Genomic DNA, 17,834 nt, shown 5'->3' on the forward strand with positions numbered 1-17,834 from the left:
GATGACTGAGCTGACCCGACCTGACGAATCATCAGCCCAGCCGCCGCGGGACTGGCCCGGGCTGGACGCCGCTGCGATCCCTGATGCCGTGGTGGCCCAGGCCCTGACGGTGCTGGCAAACCTGCCCGCCACTCCCGTTGAAGAGCACGAAGAGGCGTACGCCAAGCTTCACGATGAGTTGCTGGAGGCCCTCAACGCCAAGCCCCAGGAGCTTGGAACCCGGGCGTCCGGACCAGCGGACGGCGGAGCCTGATGCCGGTACGCCTCGACCAGGCCCTGGTGGCCCGGGGCCTTGCCAGGTCCCGGACGCACGCCGCCGCCCTCATCGCAGAAGGCAAGGTCAGCTCCGGCGGCAAAGTCCTCGCCAAAGCGTCGCTGCAGGTTGACGAAGGCAGGGATCTCGCCGTCGAACACGACGACCAGGACACGTACGCGAGCCGTGCCGGCCATAAACTGGCCGGCGCCCTCGACGCCTTCCCGGGTGTCACGGCCCGGGGAAAGCGGTGCCTGGACGCCGGTGCGTCCACCGGCGGCTTCACCGACGTCCTGCTCCGGCGGGGCGCGGCACACGTGGTGGCTGTCGACGTCGGGCACGGCCAACTGGTGCCCCACCTCCGCAGCGATCCGCGCGTCGCCGTCCACGAGGGCATGAACGTCAGGTACATGGTGCCGGAGGACATCGGTGGTCCGGCAGCCCTGACCGTCGCGGACCTCTCCTTCATCTCCCTCACCCTGGTGGTGCAGGCCCTGGCCGCCTGCACGGAACCGGGCGGCGACTTGGTGCTCATGGTCAAACCGCAGTTCGAAATCGGCAAGGACCGCCTGGGCAGGACCGGCGTCGTCACCTCGGAACGGGAGCGGCGGCTCGCGGTGCACAAGGTGGCCATGGCAGCGCTCGACGCCGGGCTGGACCTGCACGGGCTGGCGGTGAGTCCGCTGCCGGGCCAGGACGGAAACGTCGAATACTTCCTGTGGATAAGACGCAGGATCACCCAAGACTTGCCTAAGATCGAAGAGCGGGAGGCGGCAGCGGCCGCCTTGCTCGGACAAATCTGGCCGAAACACTAGAGAGCGGAACCTGATGAGCAGGCGTGTACTGGTCCTTGCCCATACCGGCCGCGAGGAATCGCTGAAGGCCGCCTGGGAGGCCTGTGCGCTCCTGCATGCCTCGGGCATTGTGCCCGTCATGCAGGAGTCCGAACTGGACGACATGGAGCGGTTCTTCGGGCACCTTGCCCAGCCCGTCGAAGTCCTCCACGACCATGTGAGCCTGCCTGAGGTGGAACTGGTGATGGTCCTCGGCGGCGACGGCACCATCCTGCGCGCAGCCGAGCTGGTCCGCGAAGTGGACGTCCCGCTGCTGGGGGTCAACCTCGGCCATGTGGGCTTCCTGGCCGAGAGTGAGCGTGCAGACCTGGCCCAGACGGTGGAATGGATCGCAAGCCGCGATTACACCGTGGAAGAGCGGATGACCATCGATGTCCAGGTTTGGGTCCGGGGCCAGAAAATCTGGCACACCTGGGCACTGAACGAGGCCGCCATCGAGAAAGCCAACCGGGAACGGATGCTGGAGGTGGTCACTGAAGTGGACGAACGCCCACTGACCTCGTTCGGCTCGGACGGCATTGTGATGGCCACCCCCACGGGGTCCACCGCCTACGCTTTCTCTGCCGGCGGCCCTGTGGTCTGGCCGGAGGTGGAAGCGCTGGTCATCGTCCCCATCAGCGCCCACGCCCTGTTCGCCAAACCACTGGTGGTTTCGCCCCGGTCGAAGCTCGCGGTCGAGGTCCTGGGCCGCACCGAGGCCCAGGGCGTCCTGTGGTGTGACGGCCGCCGGTCCGTGGACCTTCCGCCGGGCGCCCGGGTGGAAGTCACCAAGTCGGCAACCCCCGTGCGGCTGGCCCGCACGCACCAGACGCCCTTCTCGGCCCGGCTGGTCCGCAAGTTCGAGCTGCCCATCCACGGCTGGCGGGGGCCGGTGCCCAAGGCCAGTGCGGTCCATACGGGGCCCATCCCCGTGGTCCGCACGCCACGGCCCATGCAGCCGCTGCAGGTGCCCCACAACCAAGAGCCGCAGGCCGGCCGTCCCCAAGCCGGATCTGATCCGTCGACTGCGGAGTGAAAGCATGCTTGAAGAACTGAGAATCCGCGACCTGGGCGTCATTACCGACGCAACCCTGCCGCTGGGCCCCGGCCTCAGCGTGGTGACCGGCGAAACCGGCGCCGGCAAGACCATGGTGGTCACCGCCGTCGGCCTGCTGCTCGGTGCACGCTCGGATGCGGGCGCCGTCCGCAGCGGGGCTAAGAGTGCCACCGCTGAAGCGGTCCTGAAGCTCGACGCCGGCCACCCCGCCGTAGTCCGCGCGCTTGAGGCGGGCGCCGACGCTGAAGAGTTCGACGGCGGCGCGGAACTGATCCTGGCACGCCGCCTCGGTGCCGATGGCCGGAGCCGCGCATTCCTGGGCGGCCGCGCGGCGCCCGTCGGTGTCCTGGCTGAAATCGGCGAGACCCTGGTGGTGGTCCATGGGCAGACCGACCAGATCCGGCTCAAGGGCGCTGCAGCCCAACGCGGTGCGCTGGACAAGTTCGCCGGTGAAACGCTGGCCGGCCCGCTCGGCGCCTACCAGGGGCTCTACACCCACTGGAAGGCCAGCCAGGCAGAGCTGGACAGCCTGCGCAGCGCCGCCCGGGACAGGCTCCGCGAAGCCGAGTCCCTGCAGACAGCCCTGGTGGAGATCGACGAGGTGGATCCGCAGCCGGGGGAGGACGGGCAGCTGAAGGCCGAGGCCGTGAAACTCGCCAACGTCGAGGAGCTGCGGATCGCCGCCAGCACCGCGCACCAGGCCCTGATCGCGGAGGACTTCGGCGAAGCCGGCGATGCCACCACCCTGGTGGATGCGGCCAAGCGAACGCTCGAACAGGTGGCGGAGCACGACGCCGAGCTCGGATCGGCCGCCGCCCGGCTCGCGGAAGTGGGCTTCCTGCTTAATGACATCGCCACGGACCTGGCCAGCTACCAGGCGGGCCTCGACACGGAAGGCCCTGAGCGGCTTGCCGAAATCGAGGACCGCCGCGGTGCCCTGGCGAAGCTGGTGCGCAAGTACGCACCCACCATCGACGAAGTGCTGGAATGGGCGGAGAAGGCCCGGGCCCGCCACGACGAACTGCAGGACGACTCCTCGCGGATTGAGTCCCTGGACGCCGAGGTGGCACGTGCGGAGGCTGACCTGGCCAAGCAGGCGGCCGCCATCAGTAAGATCCGTGCCAAGGCTGCCAAGGACCTGTCAGCCCGGGTCAGTGCGGAGCTCAAGGCACTGGCCATGGCGGATGCCACGCTGGTGATCAACCTTGAGCCCGCCGGGCAGCTGGGACCACACGGGGCCGACGACATCGCGTTCCTGCTGCAGCCGCATTCCGGTGCCCCCGCCCGGCCGCTGGGCAAGGGCGCATCCGGAGGTGAGCTCTCGCGCGTCATGCTGGCCATTGAGGTGGTGCTCGCCGCCGTGGACCCCGTTCCCACGTTCGTCTTCGACGAGGTGGACGCCGGAGTGGGCGGACGCGCTGCCGTCGAGATCGGCCGCCGCCTCGCCATGCTGGCCCGCCACGTCCAGGTGCTGGTGGTGACGCACCTGCCACAGGTGGCAGCCTTCGCGGACCAGCACATCACCGTGACCAAAACCTCAGTCCGGGGGGCCGACGGCGGCACCGCCACCGGGTTCACGTCCAGTGATGTGCGCCTCCTCGACGGGACGGAACGGGTCCGGGAACTGGCCCGGATGCTGGCGGGCCAGGAGGACTCCGAATCGGCCCAGGCGCACGCCCAGGAGCTGCTTGACGACGCCAAACTCCTGCCGCAGCGCGGCTGAGGGGGTTTCCGCGCCTGCTCGCTTCACCGCCGGGCGAGGGCCCCGGGCCCTTGCCCGGAAGGTGCGCGGGACTGCACACTGAAGCATTTGGGGAACAGTCCGGACGATCCTTGGAAGGCTCAATTGATGATAGGCTCGAATTCCGTGGTGCAGCGATCAAATTCCCGTGTAAATTCCCGGTTCCCGGGCTCATCCAAGACGACCAAGCACATCTTCGTGACCGGTGGTGTGGCGTCCTCGCTGGGTAAGGGGCTGACGGCTTCGAGCCTCGGCCACCTGCTGCGGGCACGCGGCCTGTCTGTGACAATGCAGAAGCTCGATCCCTACCTGAACGTGGATCCGGGCACGATGAACCCCTTCCAGCACGGCGAGGTCTTCGTCACTGACGACGGCGCCGAGACGGACCTGGACATCGGGCACTACGAGCGGTTCCTCGACGAGAACCTCGAGGGCTCAGCGAACGTCACCACCGGACAGGTCTACTCCACGGTGATCGCCAAGGAGCGCCGCGGCGAGTACCTCGGCGACACCGTCCAGGTCATCCCGCACATCACTGACGAAATCAAGCGCCGGATGCGCCTGCCGGCCGAGGGCAAGAACGCCCCGGACGTCATCATCACCGAAATCGGCGGCACCGTTGGCGATATCGAATCCCAGCCGTTCCTCGAATCGGCCCGCCAGGTCCGCCAGGACGTGGGCCGCGGCAACGTCTTCTTCGTCCACGTGTCCCTGGTCCCGTACATCGGACCGTCCCAGGAACTGAAGACCAAGCCCACCCAGCACTCGGTAGCGGCCCTGCGTTCCATCGGTATCCAGCCCGAAGCCATCGTGATCCGGTCGGACCGCGAAATTCCCGAAGCCATGCGCGCCAAGATCGGCCGGATGTGCGACGTTGACCTTGAAGCCGTCATTGGCTGCCCGGATGCGCCCAGCATCTACGACATCCCCAAGACCCTGCACACCCAGGGCCTGGACTCCTACATCGTCCGTGCCCTGGACCTGCCGTTCAAGGACGTCGACTGGACCAGCTGGGACCGTCTGCTGGAAGCAGTGCACAACCCGCGGCACCACGTCGAGATCGCCCTTGTGGGCAAGTACATCGACCTGCCGGACGCCTACCTGTCGGTCACCGAGGCCCTGCGCGCCGGCGGCTTTGCCAACGAAACCAAGGTCAAGATCCGTTGGGTCCCCTCGGACGAATGCGAAACCCGTGAGGGCGCGGTCAAGGCGCTCGACGGCGTCGACGCCATCTGCGTCCCGGGCGGCTTCGGCATCCGCGGCCTCGAAGGCAAGCTGGGCGCCCTGAAGTTCGCCCGCGAGACCAAGCTGCCGGTGCTCGGCCTGTGCCTCGGCCTGCAGTGCATGGTCATCGAGTACGCCCGCAACGTCGTCGGCCTGGAAGGTGCATCCTCGAGCGAGTTTGAGCCGGACTCCAAGTACCCGGTCATCGCCACCATGGAAGAGCAGCTGGAGTTCGTCGAGGGCGGCGGTGACCTGGGCGGCACCATGCGCCTGGGCCTGTATGAGGCCAAGCTCGACGAAGGCTCGGTCATTGCCGGAACCTACGGCAAGACCACCGTCAGTGAACGCCACCGCCACCGTTACGAGGTCAACAACAAATACCGCGACCAGATCGCCGCTGAAGGGCTCGTCTTCTCCGGTACCTCCCCGGACGGCAAGCTCGTGGAGTTCGTAGAACTTCCGGCCGAGGTCCACCCGTACTACGTGGCCACCCAGGCGCACCCGGAACTGAGTTCGCGCCCCACGCGTCCGCACCCACTGTTCGCCGGCCTGATCAAGGCGGCCCTGGACCACCAGGGCGCCAACGCCGACACGGCCGCAGCCGTAACCGCCGGCGCTCCGGAGTCCGGTACGGTAGCGGCTAAGTAGAGCCAACAGAACAAAGGACGGCGTGATGCCCGGTACACCTGAAACCACCCCTGCAGCCAGGCAGGTTTCGGATGCACCGAGCCCACGCCGTCTTTTGCGTACCGAGAAGGTTTACGAGGGCCGGATCTGGGACGTGGTCAGTGACACCTTCCAGCTCCAGGACACCGGCGACGCCCTCACCCGCGACTACATCGACCACCCCGGTGCCGTCGCTGTCCTGCCCATGAACGCGCAGGGCGAAATCCTCCTGCTCAAGCAGTACCGGCACCCTGTAGGGATGGACCTGTGGGAAGTCCCGGCCGGCCTGCTGGACGTTGAAGGCGAAGACTTTGTGGCGGGCGCCGCCCGTGAGCTCGCCGAGGAAGCGGACCTCGCCGCAGGAACGTGGAACGTCCTGGCAGACGTGTTCAACTCACCCGGATCCTCCAGCGAGGCCATCCGCATCTACCTGGCCCAGGACCTCACCGAGGTCCCGCATGCCGAGCGGCACGAGCGGACTGACGAGGAAGCCGAAATCGAATTCCACTGGATCAGCCTGGACGAGGCCGTAGCGTCCGTCCTGGCAGGCCGGCTGCACAACCCGTCGGCCGTCGTCGGGATCCTCGCAGCCGCGGCCGCCCGGGCAGACGGGTACGCCGGGCTCCGCCCCGCCGACGCACCCTGGCCCGCCCACCCCAGCCAGCGCTGATGGGTCCGGGTCCGTCCGCCGGGATGGCGCCGCCGGCGGCAACCACGGTGGCCGAAGTGCCGGACTCAAAAACATCGGAAACCGATGCGCCGGACTCCAAAGCACCGCAGACCAAGGCGCCGGAACCAGTGCAGGCTGCCGCCGCACCCACGAAGATTGACCGCGGGGTGACGGATTACCTGCAGCACATGGGCGTTGAACGTGGCCTGGCAGCCAACACCCTGGCCGCGTACCGCAGGGACCTCGCCCGCTACTCCCGCTATCTGGCCGGCACCGGCTGCCAGCAGCCCGGGGACATCACCCGGCACCACGTGACGGGTTTCGTGCGCGCCCTCTCGGACGGATCCGACGGCGGTACTGCCCTGGGGGTGCGGTCCGCCGCGAGGACCGTGGTGGCCGTCCGGGGCCTGCATAAGTTCTGGGCACTGGAGGGGCATACGGCGTCGGACCCGGCCAGCGAGGTCCATCCGCCCATGGCCGGCAAGCGGCTGCCCAAGGCCATCACCGTGGACGAGGTCACCAGGATCCTGGAAGCGGCGGGCACTGACACGGCCACTGGGCTCCGGGACCGTGCGCTGCTCGAATTCCTATACTCCACGGGTGCCAGGATCAGCGAAGCCGTGGGGCTGGACGTTGACGATATTTCGCTGGCGGGCGATGACACGGAACAGGGGCCGGCCATCGTCCGCCTCTTTGGGAAGGGCTCCAAGGAGCGGCTGGTGCCGCTGGGGTCCTATGGCGCGAGGGCACTGGAAGCGTACCTCGTGCGCGGCCGTCCGCTGCTGGCCGCGAAGGGCAAGGGGACGCCGGCGCTGTTCCTCAACGCCCGCGGCGGCAGGATCAGCCGCCAAAGCGCCTGGACCATCCTGAAGGTGGCCGCAGAGAAAGCCAACATCACCCGGGACGTTTCCCCGCACACGCTCAGGCACTCCTTCGCCACCCACCTCCTCGAAGGCGGCGCGGACGTGCGGGTGGTCCAGGAACTCCTGGGCCACGCCTCGGTGACCACCACCCAGGTGTACACGCTGGTGACCGCCGATACGCTCCGTGAGGTTTACGCAGCCGCCCACCCCCGGGCACTGGGCTGATCCTTCCCAGGCAGGCACCCGGGCACGCCGGCTAGTCCAGGTCGATGGTCAGTTCCCCCGCGCCGAGCAGCAGGGCCAGGATGGAAGTGCCCAGCCCGGCCACCAGGAGCAGGCCCGGGTGGGCGAGTCCCACCACCACGCGCCGGAGGTCGGGAGAAGAACGCAGGAACTTTTTCGGCAGCCGCGAATCCCGGGACGGCACCTGGTGCCAGCCGCGGAGCCGGCGCAGGAACCAGGCGCAGCGGACAATCAGCGCCATCCACAGCACGGAGACCACCAGGGGGACAGCGGCGACCAGGAGGTTCAGGCCCAGTGACGTGACAGCGCGTTCCGAGTCCCCGGCCAGCGCCTGGACGGTGGTGGACACCGAGGCGCTGGCCACCACGGAAATGCCCCAGACGAGGAAGGCGGCCGTCAGGGCCAGGAATCGGACGAAAAAGTGCGAGAGCACGGACTCCTTCGCCGGCCGCAGGTAGCGTCGCGGGGTGGCGTGCAGGAGGGCTACCGTGCAGCCGAGGGTGGGCAGGGCTGCCATTCCTACGAAGGCGTACCAGGCCCAGCCGGCAAAATCCAGGAACTCGTCGGCGACGATCAGCGCCGCCCAGGAACCGGTCCAGATCCAGCCGGCGTGCAGCGGATTCCTGACCAGCCACGCCGGCGGATGCCACCCAGTTTGTCCGGTGGCAGTGGACTTGGGTTTGGGGGCGGGGAGTTCCTCTCCGGCCGTGCTCATGGGCCTCACTGTAGCAACGCGCCGGCGGCCATGCGGCCTCAGTCCACGTGCCGCGGGCTGCCCGCCCGGAGGGCCCCGTTAGGCTGGGAAAATGACCGCAGCCGCTGTGACCCTCTGCTTCCTGCTACGCGACGGTGCCGACGGCACGCAGGTCCTCCTGGGCCTGAAGCAGACCGGCTTCGGCAGGGGCAAGATCGTGGGCATCGGCGGGCACGTCGAGCCGGGGGAGACCAGCGTGCAGGCCGTAATCCGGGAAGTCCTGGAGGAAACGGGGGTGGTGCTGCAGCAGGGGGACCTGACGGATGCGGGAGCTGTGCACTTCGTGTTTCCCGCCAGGCCGGAGTGGGACATGGAGACCACCCTTTTCACGGCCCGCACCTGGACCGGTGACCCGCAGCCCAGCGACGAGATCCTGCCCGAATGGTTTCGGGTGGATACCCTGCCGGTGGACCGGATGTGGCAGGACGCTGACCACTGGCTGCCCGTGGTGCTCGAAGGCGGCACGGTCAATGTCGTGGTCACCATGGATGCCGACAACGAATCCGTCGCCTCGTCCCGCAGCGTCCTTCCCTAGGCTGCAGGCCTTCCCGGGCCCCTCAACGCCCGACGGCGGTGCGGCACCCGGGTGCCGCACCGCCGTCGTACTTCCTGTCAAACGCTAGGGCAGGTGCCGCTCTTCCGGGCCGATGTACTCACTCAGGGGACGGATCAGCGAGTTGGAGTCGAGTTGTTCCATGATGTGTGCTGTCCAGCCGGTGATGCGGCTGGCCACGAACAGGGGTGTGAAGGTGGCGGTGTCGAAGCCCATCAGGTGGTACGTGGGCCCGGCCGGGTAGTCGAGGTTCGGTTTGATGGCCTTGGCCTCATCCATTGCCGTTTCCAGGCCGTTGTACAGCCCCAGCAGTTCGGGCCGGCCGTAGTGGGCAATCATCTTGTCCAGGGCGGCTTTCATGGTGGGCACCCGGGAATCGCCGTGTTTGTAGACGCGGTGGCCGAAGCCCATGACTTTCTTCTTGTTCGCCAGGGCATCCTCCATCCAGGCCTTCGCTCGGGCTGCCGCTTCCTCGAGGGACTCCTCCTGCCGGATGCCGATCTCGTCGAAGGTGTGCATTACGGCCTCGTTCGCCCCGCCGTGCAGCGGACCCTTCAGGGCTCCAATGGCTCCTGTGACGGCGGAGTGCAGGTCGGACAGCGTAGAGGTGATGACCCGTGCAGTGAAGGTTGAGGCGTTGAAGGAGTGCTCGGCGTAGAGGATCATCGAGACGTTGAAAGCCTCCACCACCTCGGGCACCTGTTCCTCGCCGAAAGTCATCCACAGGAAATTGGCCGAATAGCCAAGGTCCTCACGCGGTTCCACCAGGTCCTGGCCGTGGCGGCGGCGCTGGTCGTAGGCCACTACCGCCGGCATGGCGGCGAACAGGTCCACGGCTTTGGCCATGTTGGCCTCGCGTGAGGAGTCCTCTGCCTGCGGGTGCCGGGCACCCATCACGGAGGCCGCGGTCCGGCACACATCCATGGGGTGGGAGGTCACCGGCAACGCATCGATGACCTGCTTGACCACCGGGTCAAGCGCACGCCCGGCGCGCTCCCTCGCCGTGAACTCCGCCAGCTCCCTTTCGGCAGGCAGTTCACCGTTCCACAGCAGGTAGGCCACTTCCTCGAAGCTGCACCTGGCGGCCAGTTCCTGGACGGGGTAGCCGCGGTACAGCAGGGAGTTCGTGTCCGGGTTGACCTTGGAGACGGCGGTGTAGTCCACCACGACGCCGGCCAGGCCCTTTTTGATATCTTCATCAGCCATGTTGAACTCCTTCGTTCTTGCGGGTTTCCCTAGTCCTACCGGACGCCGGGAATCTGGAAGTTGAAAACGCCGGTATCGAAGCGGTTATACGCCTCGTAGTCCACGAGGTCATAGAGACGCGCACGGGTGAGCATGTTCTCCACCTGTGCTTCCTGTGATCCTGTTGCCTTGATCGTTTCCAGCGTACGCTCTGCAGCTCCCATGGCAATGCGCAGCAGGGTGACCGGGTAGATCACCATGTTGACGCCCACGGACTGCAGCTGTTCCACCGTAAACAGGTCGCTCTTTCCGAACTCGGTCATATTGGCGAGGATCGGCACGTCCACGGCATCCCGGATGGCCTGGAACTCGGACAGGTCCTTCATGGCCTCCGGGAAGATGGCGTCGGCACCGGCCTCCACCAGTGCGCGGGCGCGGTCCTGCGCGGCTTCGAGCCCTTCCACCGCACGGATGTCGGTGCGGGCCATGATGAGGAAGTTGGGGTCGCGCCGGGCATCGGCAGCGGCCCGGATGCGCTTGGCGGCGGTGTCCAGGTCAACCACGTTCTTGCCGTCCAGGTGGCCGCACCGCTTGGGGTTGAACTGGTCTTCGATGTGGCAGCCGGCCAGGCCGGCGTTTTCGAGTTCCTGGATGCTGCGGGCAACGTTCATCGGTTCGCCGAAGCCGGTGTCAGCGTCCACGATGGCGGGAAGGTCGGTCATGCGGGCGATCTGCCCGGCGCGGGTGGCCACTTCGGTGAGGGTGGTCAGCCCGATGTCCGGCAATCCAAGGTCGTTGGCCAGGACGGCGCCGGAGATGTAGACGCCCGCGAAGCCTTTCTCCTCGATCAGCCGGGCCGAGAGGGGATTGAACGCTCCCGGGAACTGCTGGACGGTGCCGGAACCAAGCAGCTCCCGGAGTTTCACCCGCTTTTGTTCGGGCGTGGTCTTGGAGTAGAGCATTTAGAACAGTCCCTTCGGAGCGTTCCCGAGGTTGATCACGCCGGGGGCGGCGGTGATGTTCAGCTGGTCCAGTTCGCCGGCTGCGAGTTCCGGGAGGCGCTCGACGGCGGCGAGGAACCTCTCGATCTCGGCCTGCTCCACGAGCCCGGCCGCGAGGGTGCGGAACTTGTTGACGTACTGCTCCCGGGCGAACGGCCGGGCACCCAGCGGGTGGGCGTCCGCCACGGCAATCTGGTCCGCAATGACCGTGCCGTCAGTGAGGGTGATCTCCACGGACCCGCCGAAGGCTTTCTCGCTGATGTCCAGGGAGTGGTAGCGGCGTGTCCACTCCGGGTCTTCCTCAGTGGTCACCTTCTGCCACAGCTCCACGGTGTCCGGACGGGCCGCGCGTTCGGGGGCGTAGGAGTCCACGTGGTGCCAGGAACCGTCCTGGAGAGCCACAGTGAAAATGTAGGGGATGGAGTGGTCCAGGGTTTCCCGGCTGGCGGTGGGACTGTACTTCTGGGGATCGTTGGCGCCCGATCCGATCACATAGTGCGTGTGGTGGCTGGTCCTGATCAGTACCGACGCCACGTTGGCGGGATCGGTGACCCCGGGGTGTTCGCGGTGCAGCTTGCGGGCCAAGTCGATCCACGCCTGGGCCTGGTACTCAGCCGAGTGCTCCTTGGTGTAGGTATCCAGGATGGCACGCTTGGCTTCACCCGGAGTGGGAAGGGGGACTTCGTAGGAGGCATCAGGGCCGTCCAGCATCCACGCGATCACGCCGTCTTCGCCTTCGTAGATCGGCACCGGGGAGGTCTGCCCGCGCATGGCACGGTCGGCCGCCTCGACTGCCATCTTCCCGGCGAAGGCAGGTGCATGGGCCTTCCAGGTGGAGATCTCGCCCTTGCGGGACTGGCGGGTGGCGGTTGTGGTGTGCAGCGCCTGGCCCACGGACTGGAAGATGGTTTCGACGTCGAGGCCCAGCAGGGTGCCGATGCCGGCCGCTGCAGACGGGCCCAGGTGGGCCACATGGTCGATCTTGTGCTTGTGCAGGCAGATCGCCTTCACCAGGTTTACCTGGATCTCGTAGCCGGTGGCGATGCCGCGGACCAGGTCGGCGCCGCTGGAACCCGTGTGCTGCGCGACGGCCAGGATGGGCGGGATGTTGTCACCGGGGTGGGAGTAGTCCGCGGCCAGGAACGTGTCGTGGTAATCGAGCTCACGGACTGCCACGCCGTTGGCCCAGGCAGCCCACTCGGGGGAGACGCGCTCGCCGATGCCAAAAACCTTGGCCCCCTTGCCGCCGGTGCTTGGCGCGTGGGTGAGGGCCTGCGCGCGGGCGGCGACGATCGGCGCCCGGTTCAGCGACGCAATGGCCACCGAAGCGTTGTCGATGATGCGGTTGATGACCATCTCGGTCACCTCCGGGGCCACCTCAACGGGATCGGCGGCCACGGTGGCGATCTTATGGGCCAGTTGCTCTTCCCGGGCCAGGTTCTCTTCGCTCTTGTAGACGCGGACGTGGTGCTGCTTAACCATGGTTCTCCCTGTGATGAGGTTTGTGCGTATTTTTGACGTGGGTGAGGCTGCGGTGGAGATGGAGGGTGGTGGCTGCTTCAGCCAGGCGGGGGTTGCGGGAAGCAATGGCTTCGGCGATGGCAGCATGTTCAGCCGCCGCGGCGGTGAGCCGTTCCGCGTCGTCCGCAGCGAGCCTGCGGACGCGGACCAGGTGCACCCGGAGGGCCCGCATGGCCTGGATGAGGTAGGCATTGGCTACCGCATCATCGATGGCGGCGTCGAGCCGCCCGGCCAGGCCGTAATACGCGTGCCGTCCAGGATCGCTGCCGTCAATGAGTGCCGGCGCCTCAAGGAGTTCCTTCTGCAGTTGGAGGAAGACGGCAGCGTCCCCACGTTCTGCAGCCAACGCAGCGGCCTTGCATTCCAGCGTTTCGCGGAGTTCGAACAGTTCGTCGATATCGTCGAGCGAGACGTCGGTGACGACGACGCCGCGGCCGCCCGCCGTCGTCGTCAGCCCTTCCGCGGTAAGCCGGCCCAGCGCCTCCCGGAGCGGTGTGCGCGAGACGCCGAGGCGTTCGGACTGTTCGACTTCGCCCAGGACTGTGCCGGGAAGCAGGCGCCATTCCGTGATGTCGTCCCGGAGGGCGGCGTAGGCCCTGTCGCTGGCGCGCATCGGTAACTCCTTCGGTAACTGGACTCCTTCAGTGTATACAGAAGCCGCCGAATTTCCAGTCTTTTCCGAAGCCTCGGGCAAGAATGGATGTTTTATGTATACATAGCCCTTGTTTGGAGATGGTCCCTTAGCTAGCATTGCCGCAACACAACGTCGTGGACGGGATGCATTTTCATGGTTGACAGCTATCGGGAAACATACGAAACGAGCCTTGCCCATCCAGCCGCTTTTTGGCTTGGTGCCGCCGCCGGGGTGGACTGGTCCACGCCACCGCGGCATGCGCTCGACGCAAGCCGGGCACCGTTGTACGGCTGGTTCCCGGACGGCACCCTGAACACCTGCTACAACGCGCTGGACCGCCATGTGGAGGCCGGCAGGGGGAGCCAGGACGCCCTGATTTACGATTCGGCAATGCTCGGCACCCAACGCCGCTTCACCTATGCAGAGCTGACCCGGCTCGTGGCGGATTTTGCCGGCGTCCTGCGGGACCGGGGTGTCGGGAAGGGCGATCGCATCGTGATCTACATGCCGATGATTCCGGAGGCCGTCATCGCCATGCTTGCCTCCGCACGGCTCGGGGCCGTCCACTCTGTGGTCTTTGGCGGATTCGCGCCCAAGGAACTCGCTGCCCGGATCCGTGACGCCCAACCGGTGCTGTTAGTAACGGCTTCTGGCGGACTGGAGCCGACGCGCAGGATCGAGTACCTGCCCGCCGTGGCTGAGGCCCTGGCCCTGGCCGGCGTCCCTGGCCTTCCTGTCATCGCCAAGGCCAGGGAGGGCTTCGCCGCCTCTGCCGCCGACCATGGATGGCTGGACTGGGACACAGAGGTAGCCGGCGCGACGCCGGCTCCGCCCGTTGACGTGGCGGCGACGGATCCCCTCTACATCCTGTACACCTCGGGCACTACCGGGACGCCCAAAGGCGTGGTGCGCGATAACGGAGGGCACGCCGTCGCGCTGGACTGGACGCTCAGGAACATCTACGGAGCCGGACCGGGCGACGTCATGTGGACCGCTTCGGACGTCGGCTGGGTGGTGGGGCACTCCTACATTGTTTACGGACCGCTGCTGGCAGGGGCCACCAGTGTGCTGTACGAGGGGAAACCTGTGGGAACCCCCGACGCCGGCGCCTTCTGGCGGGTGGTCCGGGACCATCGGGTCAATGTGCTGTTTACCGCCCCCACGGCGTTGCGGGCCATCAGGAAGGCAGACCCGGAGGCAGCCCTGCTGCGGGACTACGACATCTCAAGCCTGCGGACCCTTTTCACCGCGGGGGAGCGGCTGGACACCGACACCTTCCACTGGGCTTCGATGTCCCTGGGCGTTCCTGTAGTGGACCACTGGTGGCAAACGGAAACAGGATGGGCCATCTGCGCCAATCCCCGCGGGCTGGAGGAACTGCCCATCAAGGCAGGTTCTCCCAGCGTCCCCATGCCCGGTTTCCGGCTGGCCATCGTTGACGGACTGGGGGAGGAGGTGGAACCGGGCGTGGAAGGGAACATCGTGTTGAAGCTGCCACTTCCGCCCGGGACGCTGACCACCCTCTGGGGAAACGACGAACGCTTCGTCTCGTCCTACCTGCAGGCCTTCGAAGGCTGTTACGCCACCGGAGACTCCGGTTACCGGGACAGCGACGGGTACGTCTTCGTCATGGGGCGGACGGATGACATCATCAACGTCGCCGGCCACCGCCTCTCCACCGGAGCGATGGAGCAGGTGATCGGCCAGCACCCGGCAGTGGCTGAGTGCGCCGTCATCGGCCTCGCTGATCCGCTCAAGGGCCAGCGCCCCAGCGGGTATGTGGTCCTCAAATCCGGTGTCGACGTCCAGGACGACGTCCTGGCCGCCGAACTCGTGGCCATGGTCCGGCGCGACATCGGCGCTGTCGCCGACTTCAAGCACGTCACTGTGGTGGACGCGCTGCCCAAGACGCGGTCAGGGAAGATCCTCCGCAAGACGATGCGGCAGATTGCCGACGGCGTGGAATACACCGTGCCCTCCACAACCGAGGACGTTGGGGTCATCGAGCAGCTCATCGGAACACTGCGGCCGGAAATACCGGAATCCGGAACATTGCAGCCCTGACCTCCTGTCAGCGGCCGCTCCAGCGGTACTCGTTCTCCGGACGGCCCGGGGTTCCGTACCTCGCCGTCCGCTGCACCGTGCCGGCGTCGGCCAGGTACTCAAGGTAGCGGCGGGCCGTGACGCGGGACATGCCCAACGCATCCATGACCTCGGTAGCGGAGACCGCAGTCTGCTGGGCCTTGAGGAAGTCCTTGACGGAGTCAAGAGTGGAGGTGGACAACCCCTTGGGCAGGGGAAGCTCGGACGGCGCCCGCAGGCTCGCGAAGGCCTGGTCCACTTCACTCTGGGAGGCGCCGGCCTTTCCTGCCGCACCCGTACCGTCCGCCAGTTGCTGGCGGAACTGGCGGTAACTCTCAAGCTTGTCCGAGAACGTGGCGAAGGTGAACGGCTTGATGAGGTACTGCACCACGCCGATGGCTACGGCGCTGCGCACGACGGCGAGCTCCCGGACGGCGGTGATGGCGATGATGTCCGCGAGGAGGCCTGCCGCCCGCATGCGGCGGGCAATGTCCAGGCCGTGCAGGTCCGGGAGGTTCATGTCCAGCAGGACGAGTTCCACAGGACTGCCGGAGGCCGCGAAATCGCCCAGCAGCCGCAAAGCCGATTGCCCGTCGGGCGCCGTGCCAGCCAGCTCAAAGCCCGGCATCCGTCCAACGTAGGCCGCATGGGCTGCCGAGGCGATGGCTTCGTCCTCAACGACGAGGACGCGAATATTACTCACCCTTTATGCTCCCTTTCCGGCAGCGTCTGTTCCGGCAGCAGCTCCGTGTTCCTGTTCCGGGTGCCCGGTGGACTGCCCGGCACTGGCTCCTCCGGCGCCACAGCCGCCGGGAGGAAGACCTCGAATTTGGCACCCCGGCGCCCGTTGATGACCAGTGAGCCGCCCAGGCGCTGCACGGCCTGGCGGACCAGTGCCAGGCCTATGCCACGCCCGCCGGGGCCGGCGGGTTTGGTGCTGAAACCGTGCCGGAACATGTTCTCCGCAGACGCCGGGTCAATGCCGGCTCCTGAGTCGTGGACGGCGATGTCCAGCCCCTCCTCGTCCGACTCTACCGTCAGCTCCACCCGGCGCGGCGGGGGAGCGTCGGCCGCGGCATCGATGGCGTTGTCCAACAGGTTGCCCAGGACCGTGACCAGGTCCTGCACGGCGATCCCCGCCGACGTGCCCGAACCGAGTGCTGTGACTTCCAGGTGGACGCCGCGTTCGTGCGCTTCAGCCGCCTTCCCCATCACCAACGCGCCAAGGACCGGCTCGTCCACCGAGCTGACCATGTCATCGGTCAGCTGCTGGCTCAACTCGAGGTCCTTCGTGGCGAAATCCAGTGCTTCCTGGGTCCGTCCCAGCTCCAGCAGCGACACCATGGTGTGCAGCCTGTTGGCATGTTCATGGGTTTGTGCCCGCAGGGCATCGGAAAGGGTGCGCATGGTTTCCAGCTCATTGCCCAGCGCCTCAATCTCCGTCCGGTCGCGGAGGGTGGCCACAGTACCGTACACCGGCGTCCTGCCCCGGGGGCCGAAGGACTCCGGCCCCTTGGCAGGGCCCTGGTTCACCACCAGGACGCGTGATCCGGTAAGGACGATTTCGTCATTGGCGGGACGCCCGGATTCGAAAAGGCCCCGGAGCCCCTCATCGAGCGGAAGGTCGGACAGCGATGGGGACCGGGTGGGGTCGCTGCTGCCGGTCTGGGCAAGGCCGAGCAGCTCCGCGGCCTGGTCGTTGTACATCACCACCCGCCCCCGGGTGTCGATGAGGATCAGGCCCTCGCGGACCGAGTGGAGCACGGATTCGTAGTAGGCGAACAGCTGGGAGAGCTGCTCGGGCCCCCAGCCGCGCGTGACGCGCCGGAGGTACCTGCCCAGGAGCCACGAGGCCAGCGAGCCACCCACCAGCAACGCGAGGCCGATGGCGGCGAGTGCCGGGAGGCGCGCCGCGAAGGCAACGTCGACGGTGCCCACCGTCACTCCCGCGGCTACAAGGGCGCGGACCGTACCGGCGTCGTCCTTCACTGGAACGATGGTGCGCACGGAGGGGCCCAGCGTGCCGGAGGTGACCTCGGTGAACGTCTCGCCCCGCAGCGCCGCATCAATGGAACCGATGTACGGCTTGCCCAGTTCCTCGTTCCTGGGGTGGGTCCAGCGTGTCCGGTCCGGGGCCATGATGGTGATGAAATCTACGTGGGCTTCCTCCATGACGTCGAGGGCATAGGGCTGCAGGCTTGACGACGGGTCACGCGTCCCTGCGGCCTGCAGTACCAACGGGTTGAAGGCGATCGAGGTGGCGATGCCGGTCATCCGCAGGCCCGCTTCGCTGTACGTCCGGTCCCGGGCATCCACGTAGGCCGCCGTTCCCACCACGGCGATGAAGGACACCACAATCAACAGGTTCGCCACAAAGAGCCGGCGGGCGATACTCCAGCGGTGGATCATCAGTACCTTTCCCTCCGTCTCCGGGCCTGGCCGGGTCACCCGGCACCCGCACCGCGACCAATATGAACGCAACGGTGAGCTGGATCACGGTGTGGCCAATGATGGATATCACACCGCAGGACGTGTGAGCCCAGTGACTGTGCCG

General features: G+C 67.1%; 16 protein-coding genes. 9 read left to right on the forward strand and 7 right to left on the reverse strand.

Annotated elements, in window-relative coordinates:
* Position 1: 1 nt before the first annotated feature.
* The 7 genes from ACHL_RS07630 to xerD all read left to right on the forward strand — a co-directional run bounded on the left by ACHL_RS07630 (position 2) and on the right by xerD (position 7,532).
* Positions 2–253, forward strand: a complete 252-nt coding sequence (locus tag ACHL_RS07630) for a hypothetical protein (protein ID WP_015936723.1) — start codon at positions 2–4, stop codon at positions 251–253.
* The gene (locus ACHL_RS07635; RefSeq protein ID WP_015936724.1) at positions 253–1,068 is read left to right on the forward strand and encodes a TlyA family RNA methyltransferase; all 816 of its coding nucleotides are present in this window, start codon (positions 253–255) and stop codon (positions 1,066–1,068) included. The genes ACHL_RS07630 and ACHL_RS07635 overlap by 1 nt, the downstream gene beginning before the upstream one ends.
* Before the next feature lie 13 nt (positions 1,069–1,081).
* Entirely contained in the window at positions 1,082–2,122 is a 1,041-nt protein-coding gene (locus ACHL_RS07640; RefSeq protein ID WP_015936725.1) for an NAD kinase, read from the forward strand.
* A gap of 4 nt (positions 2,123–2,126) precedes the next feature.
* The gene (gene recN, locus ACHL_RS07645; RefSeq protein ID WP_015936726.1) at positions 2,127–3,866 is read left to right on the forward strand and encodes a DNA repair protein RecN; all 1,740 of its coding nucleotides are present in this window, start codon (positions 2,127–2,129) and stop codon (positions 3,864–3,866) included.
* A 126-nt stretch (positions 3,867–3,992) separates the two neighbouring features.
* A complete protein-coding gene (locus ACHL_RS07650; protein WP_015936727.1) occupies positions 3,993–5,756 on the forward strand; it encodes a CTP synthase in 1,764 nt (587 codons plus the stop codon).
* 25 nt (positions 5,757–5,781) lie between these two features.
* Positions 5,782–6,444, forward strand: a complete 663-nt coding sequence (locus ACHL_RS07655; protein ID WP_015936728.1) for an NUDIX domain-containing protein — start codon at positions 5,782–5,784, stop codon at positions 6,442–6,444.
* Positions 6,444–7,532 (forward strand): site-specific tyrosine recombinase XerD, encoded by a 1,089-nt coding sequence (gene xerD, locus ACHL_RS07660; RefSeq protein ID WP_015936729.1) that lies wholly within the window; start codon positions 6,444–6,446, stop codon positions 7,530–7,532. The genes ACHL_RS07655 and xerD overlap by 1 nt, the downstream gene beginning before the upstream one ends.
* A 31-nt stretch (positions 7,533–7,563) precedes the next feature.
* On the opposite strand, the gene ACHL_RS07665 is transcribed toward xerD, so the two are convergent.
* Entirely contained in the window at positions 7,564–8,265 is a 702-nt protein-coding gene (locus tag ACHL_RS07665; protein ID WP_015936730.1) for a hypothetical protein, read from the reverse strand.
* Positions 8,266–8,356: 91 nt separating this feature from the next.
* On the opposite strand from ACHL_RS07665, the gene ACHL_RS07670 reads away from it, so the two are divergent.
* Positions 8,357–8,839: an 8-oxo-dGTP diphosphatase gene (locus tag ACHL_RS07670; protein ID WP_015936731.1), complete on the forward strand. Its 483-nt coding sequence runs from the start codon at positions 8,357–8,359 to the stop codon at positions 8,837–8,839.
* Positions 8,840–8,923: 84 nt separating this feature from the next.
* Here the strand turns inward: ACHL_RS07670 and ACHL_RS07675 are convergent, their stop codons facing one another.
* From ACHL_RS07675 to ACHL_RS07690, 4 genes are read right to left on the reverse strand one after another with little or no spacing between them, the layout of a single operon-like run.
* Complete coding sequence (locus ACHL_RS07675) at positions 8,924–10,063, reverse strand: bifunctional 2-methylcitrate synthase/citrate synthase (protein ID WP_015936732.1); 1,140 nt, start codon at positions 10,061–10,063, stop codon at positions 8,924–8,926.
* A 35-nt stretch (positions 10,064–10,098) separates the two neighbouring features.
* Positions 10,099–11,004, reverse strand: a complete 906-nt coding sequence (prpB, locus tag ACHL_RS07680; RefSeq protein ID WP_015936733.1) for a methylisocitrate lyase — start codon at positions 11,002–11,004, stop codon at positions 10,099–10,101.
* Positions 11,005–12,525 (reverse strand): MmgE/PrpD family protein, encoded by a 1,521-nt coding sequence (locus ACHL_RS07685; protein ID WP_015936734.1) that lies wholly within the window; start codon positions 12,523–12,525, stop codon positions 11,005–11,007.
* A complete protein-coding gene (locus ACHL_RS07690) occupies positions 12,518–13,177 on the reverse strand; it encodes a GntR family transcriptional regulator (protein ID WP_015936735.1) in 660 nt (219 codons plus the stop codon). The genes ACHL_RS07685 and ACHL_RS07690 overlap by 8 nt, the downstream gene beginning before the upstream one ends.
* Before the next feature lie 174 nt (positions 13,178–13,351).
* Between ACHL_RS07690 and ACHL_RS07695 the strand changes: the two genes are divergently transcribed.
* Complete coding sequence (locus tag ACHL_RS07695; protein ID WP_015936736.1) at positions 13,352–15,262, forward strand: AMP-binding protein; 1,911 nt, start codon at positions 13,352–13,354, stop codon at positions 15,260–15,262.
* A 7-nt stretch (positions 15,263–15,269) separates the two neighbouring features.
* Here ACHL_RS07695 and ACHL_RS07700 read toward each other — a convergent pair whose 3' ends face one another.
* Complete coding sequence (locus ACHL_RS07700) at positions 15,270–15,983, reverse strand: response regulator (RefSeq protein WP_015936737.1); 714 nt, start codon at positions 15,981–15,983, stop codon at positions 15,270–15,272.
* Entirely contained in the window at positions 15,980–17,689 is a 1,710-nt protein-coding gene (locus tag ACHL_RS07705; RefSeq protein WP_015936738.1) for a sensor histidine kinase, read from the reverse strand. Before ACHL_RS07705 ends, ACHL_RS07700 begins: the two co-directional genes overlap by 4 nt.
* Positions 17,690–17,834: the final 145 nt, after the last annotated feature.

This window comes from Pseudarthrobacter chlorophenolicus A6 (assembly GCF_000022025.1).
GTDB classification, from domain to species: domain Bacteria; phylum Actinomycetota; class Actinomycetes; order Actinomycetales; family Micrococcaceae; genus Arthrobacter; species Arthrobacter chlorophenolicus.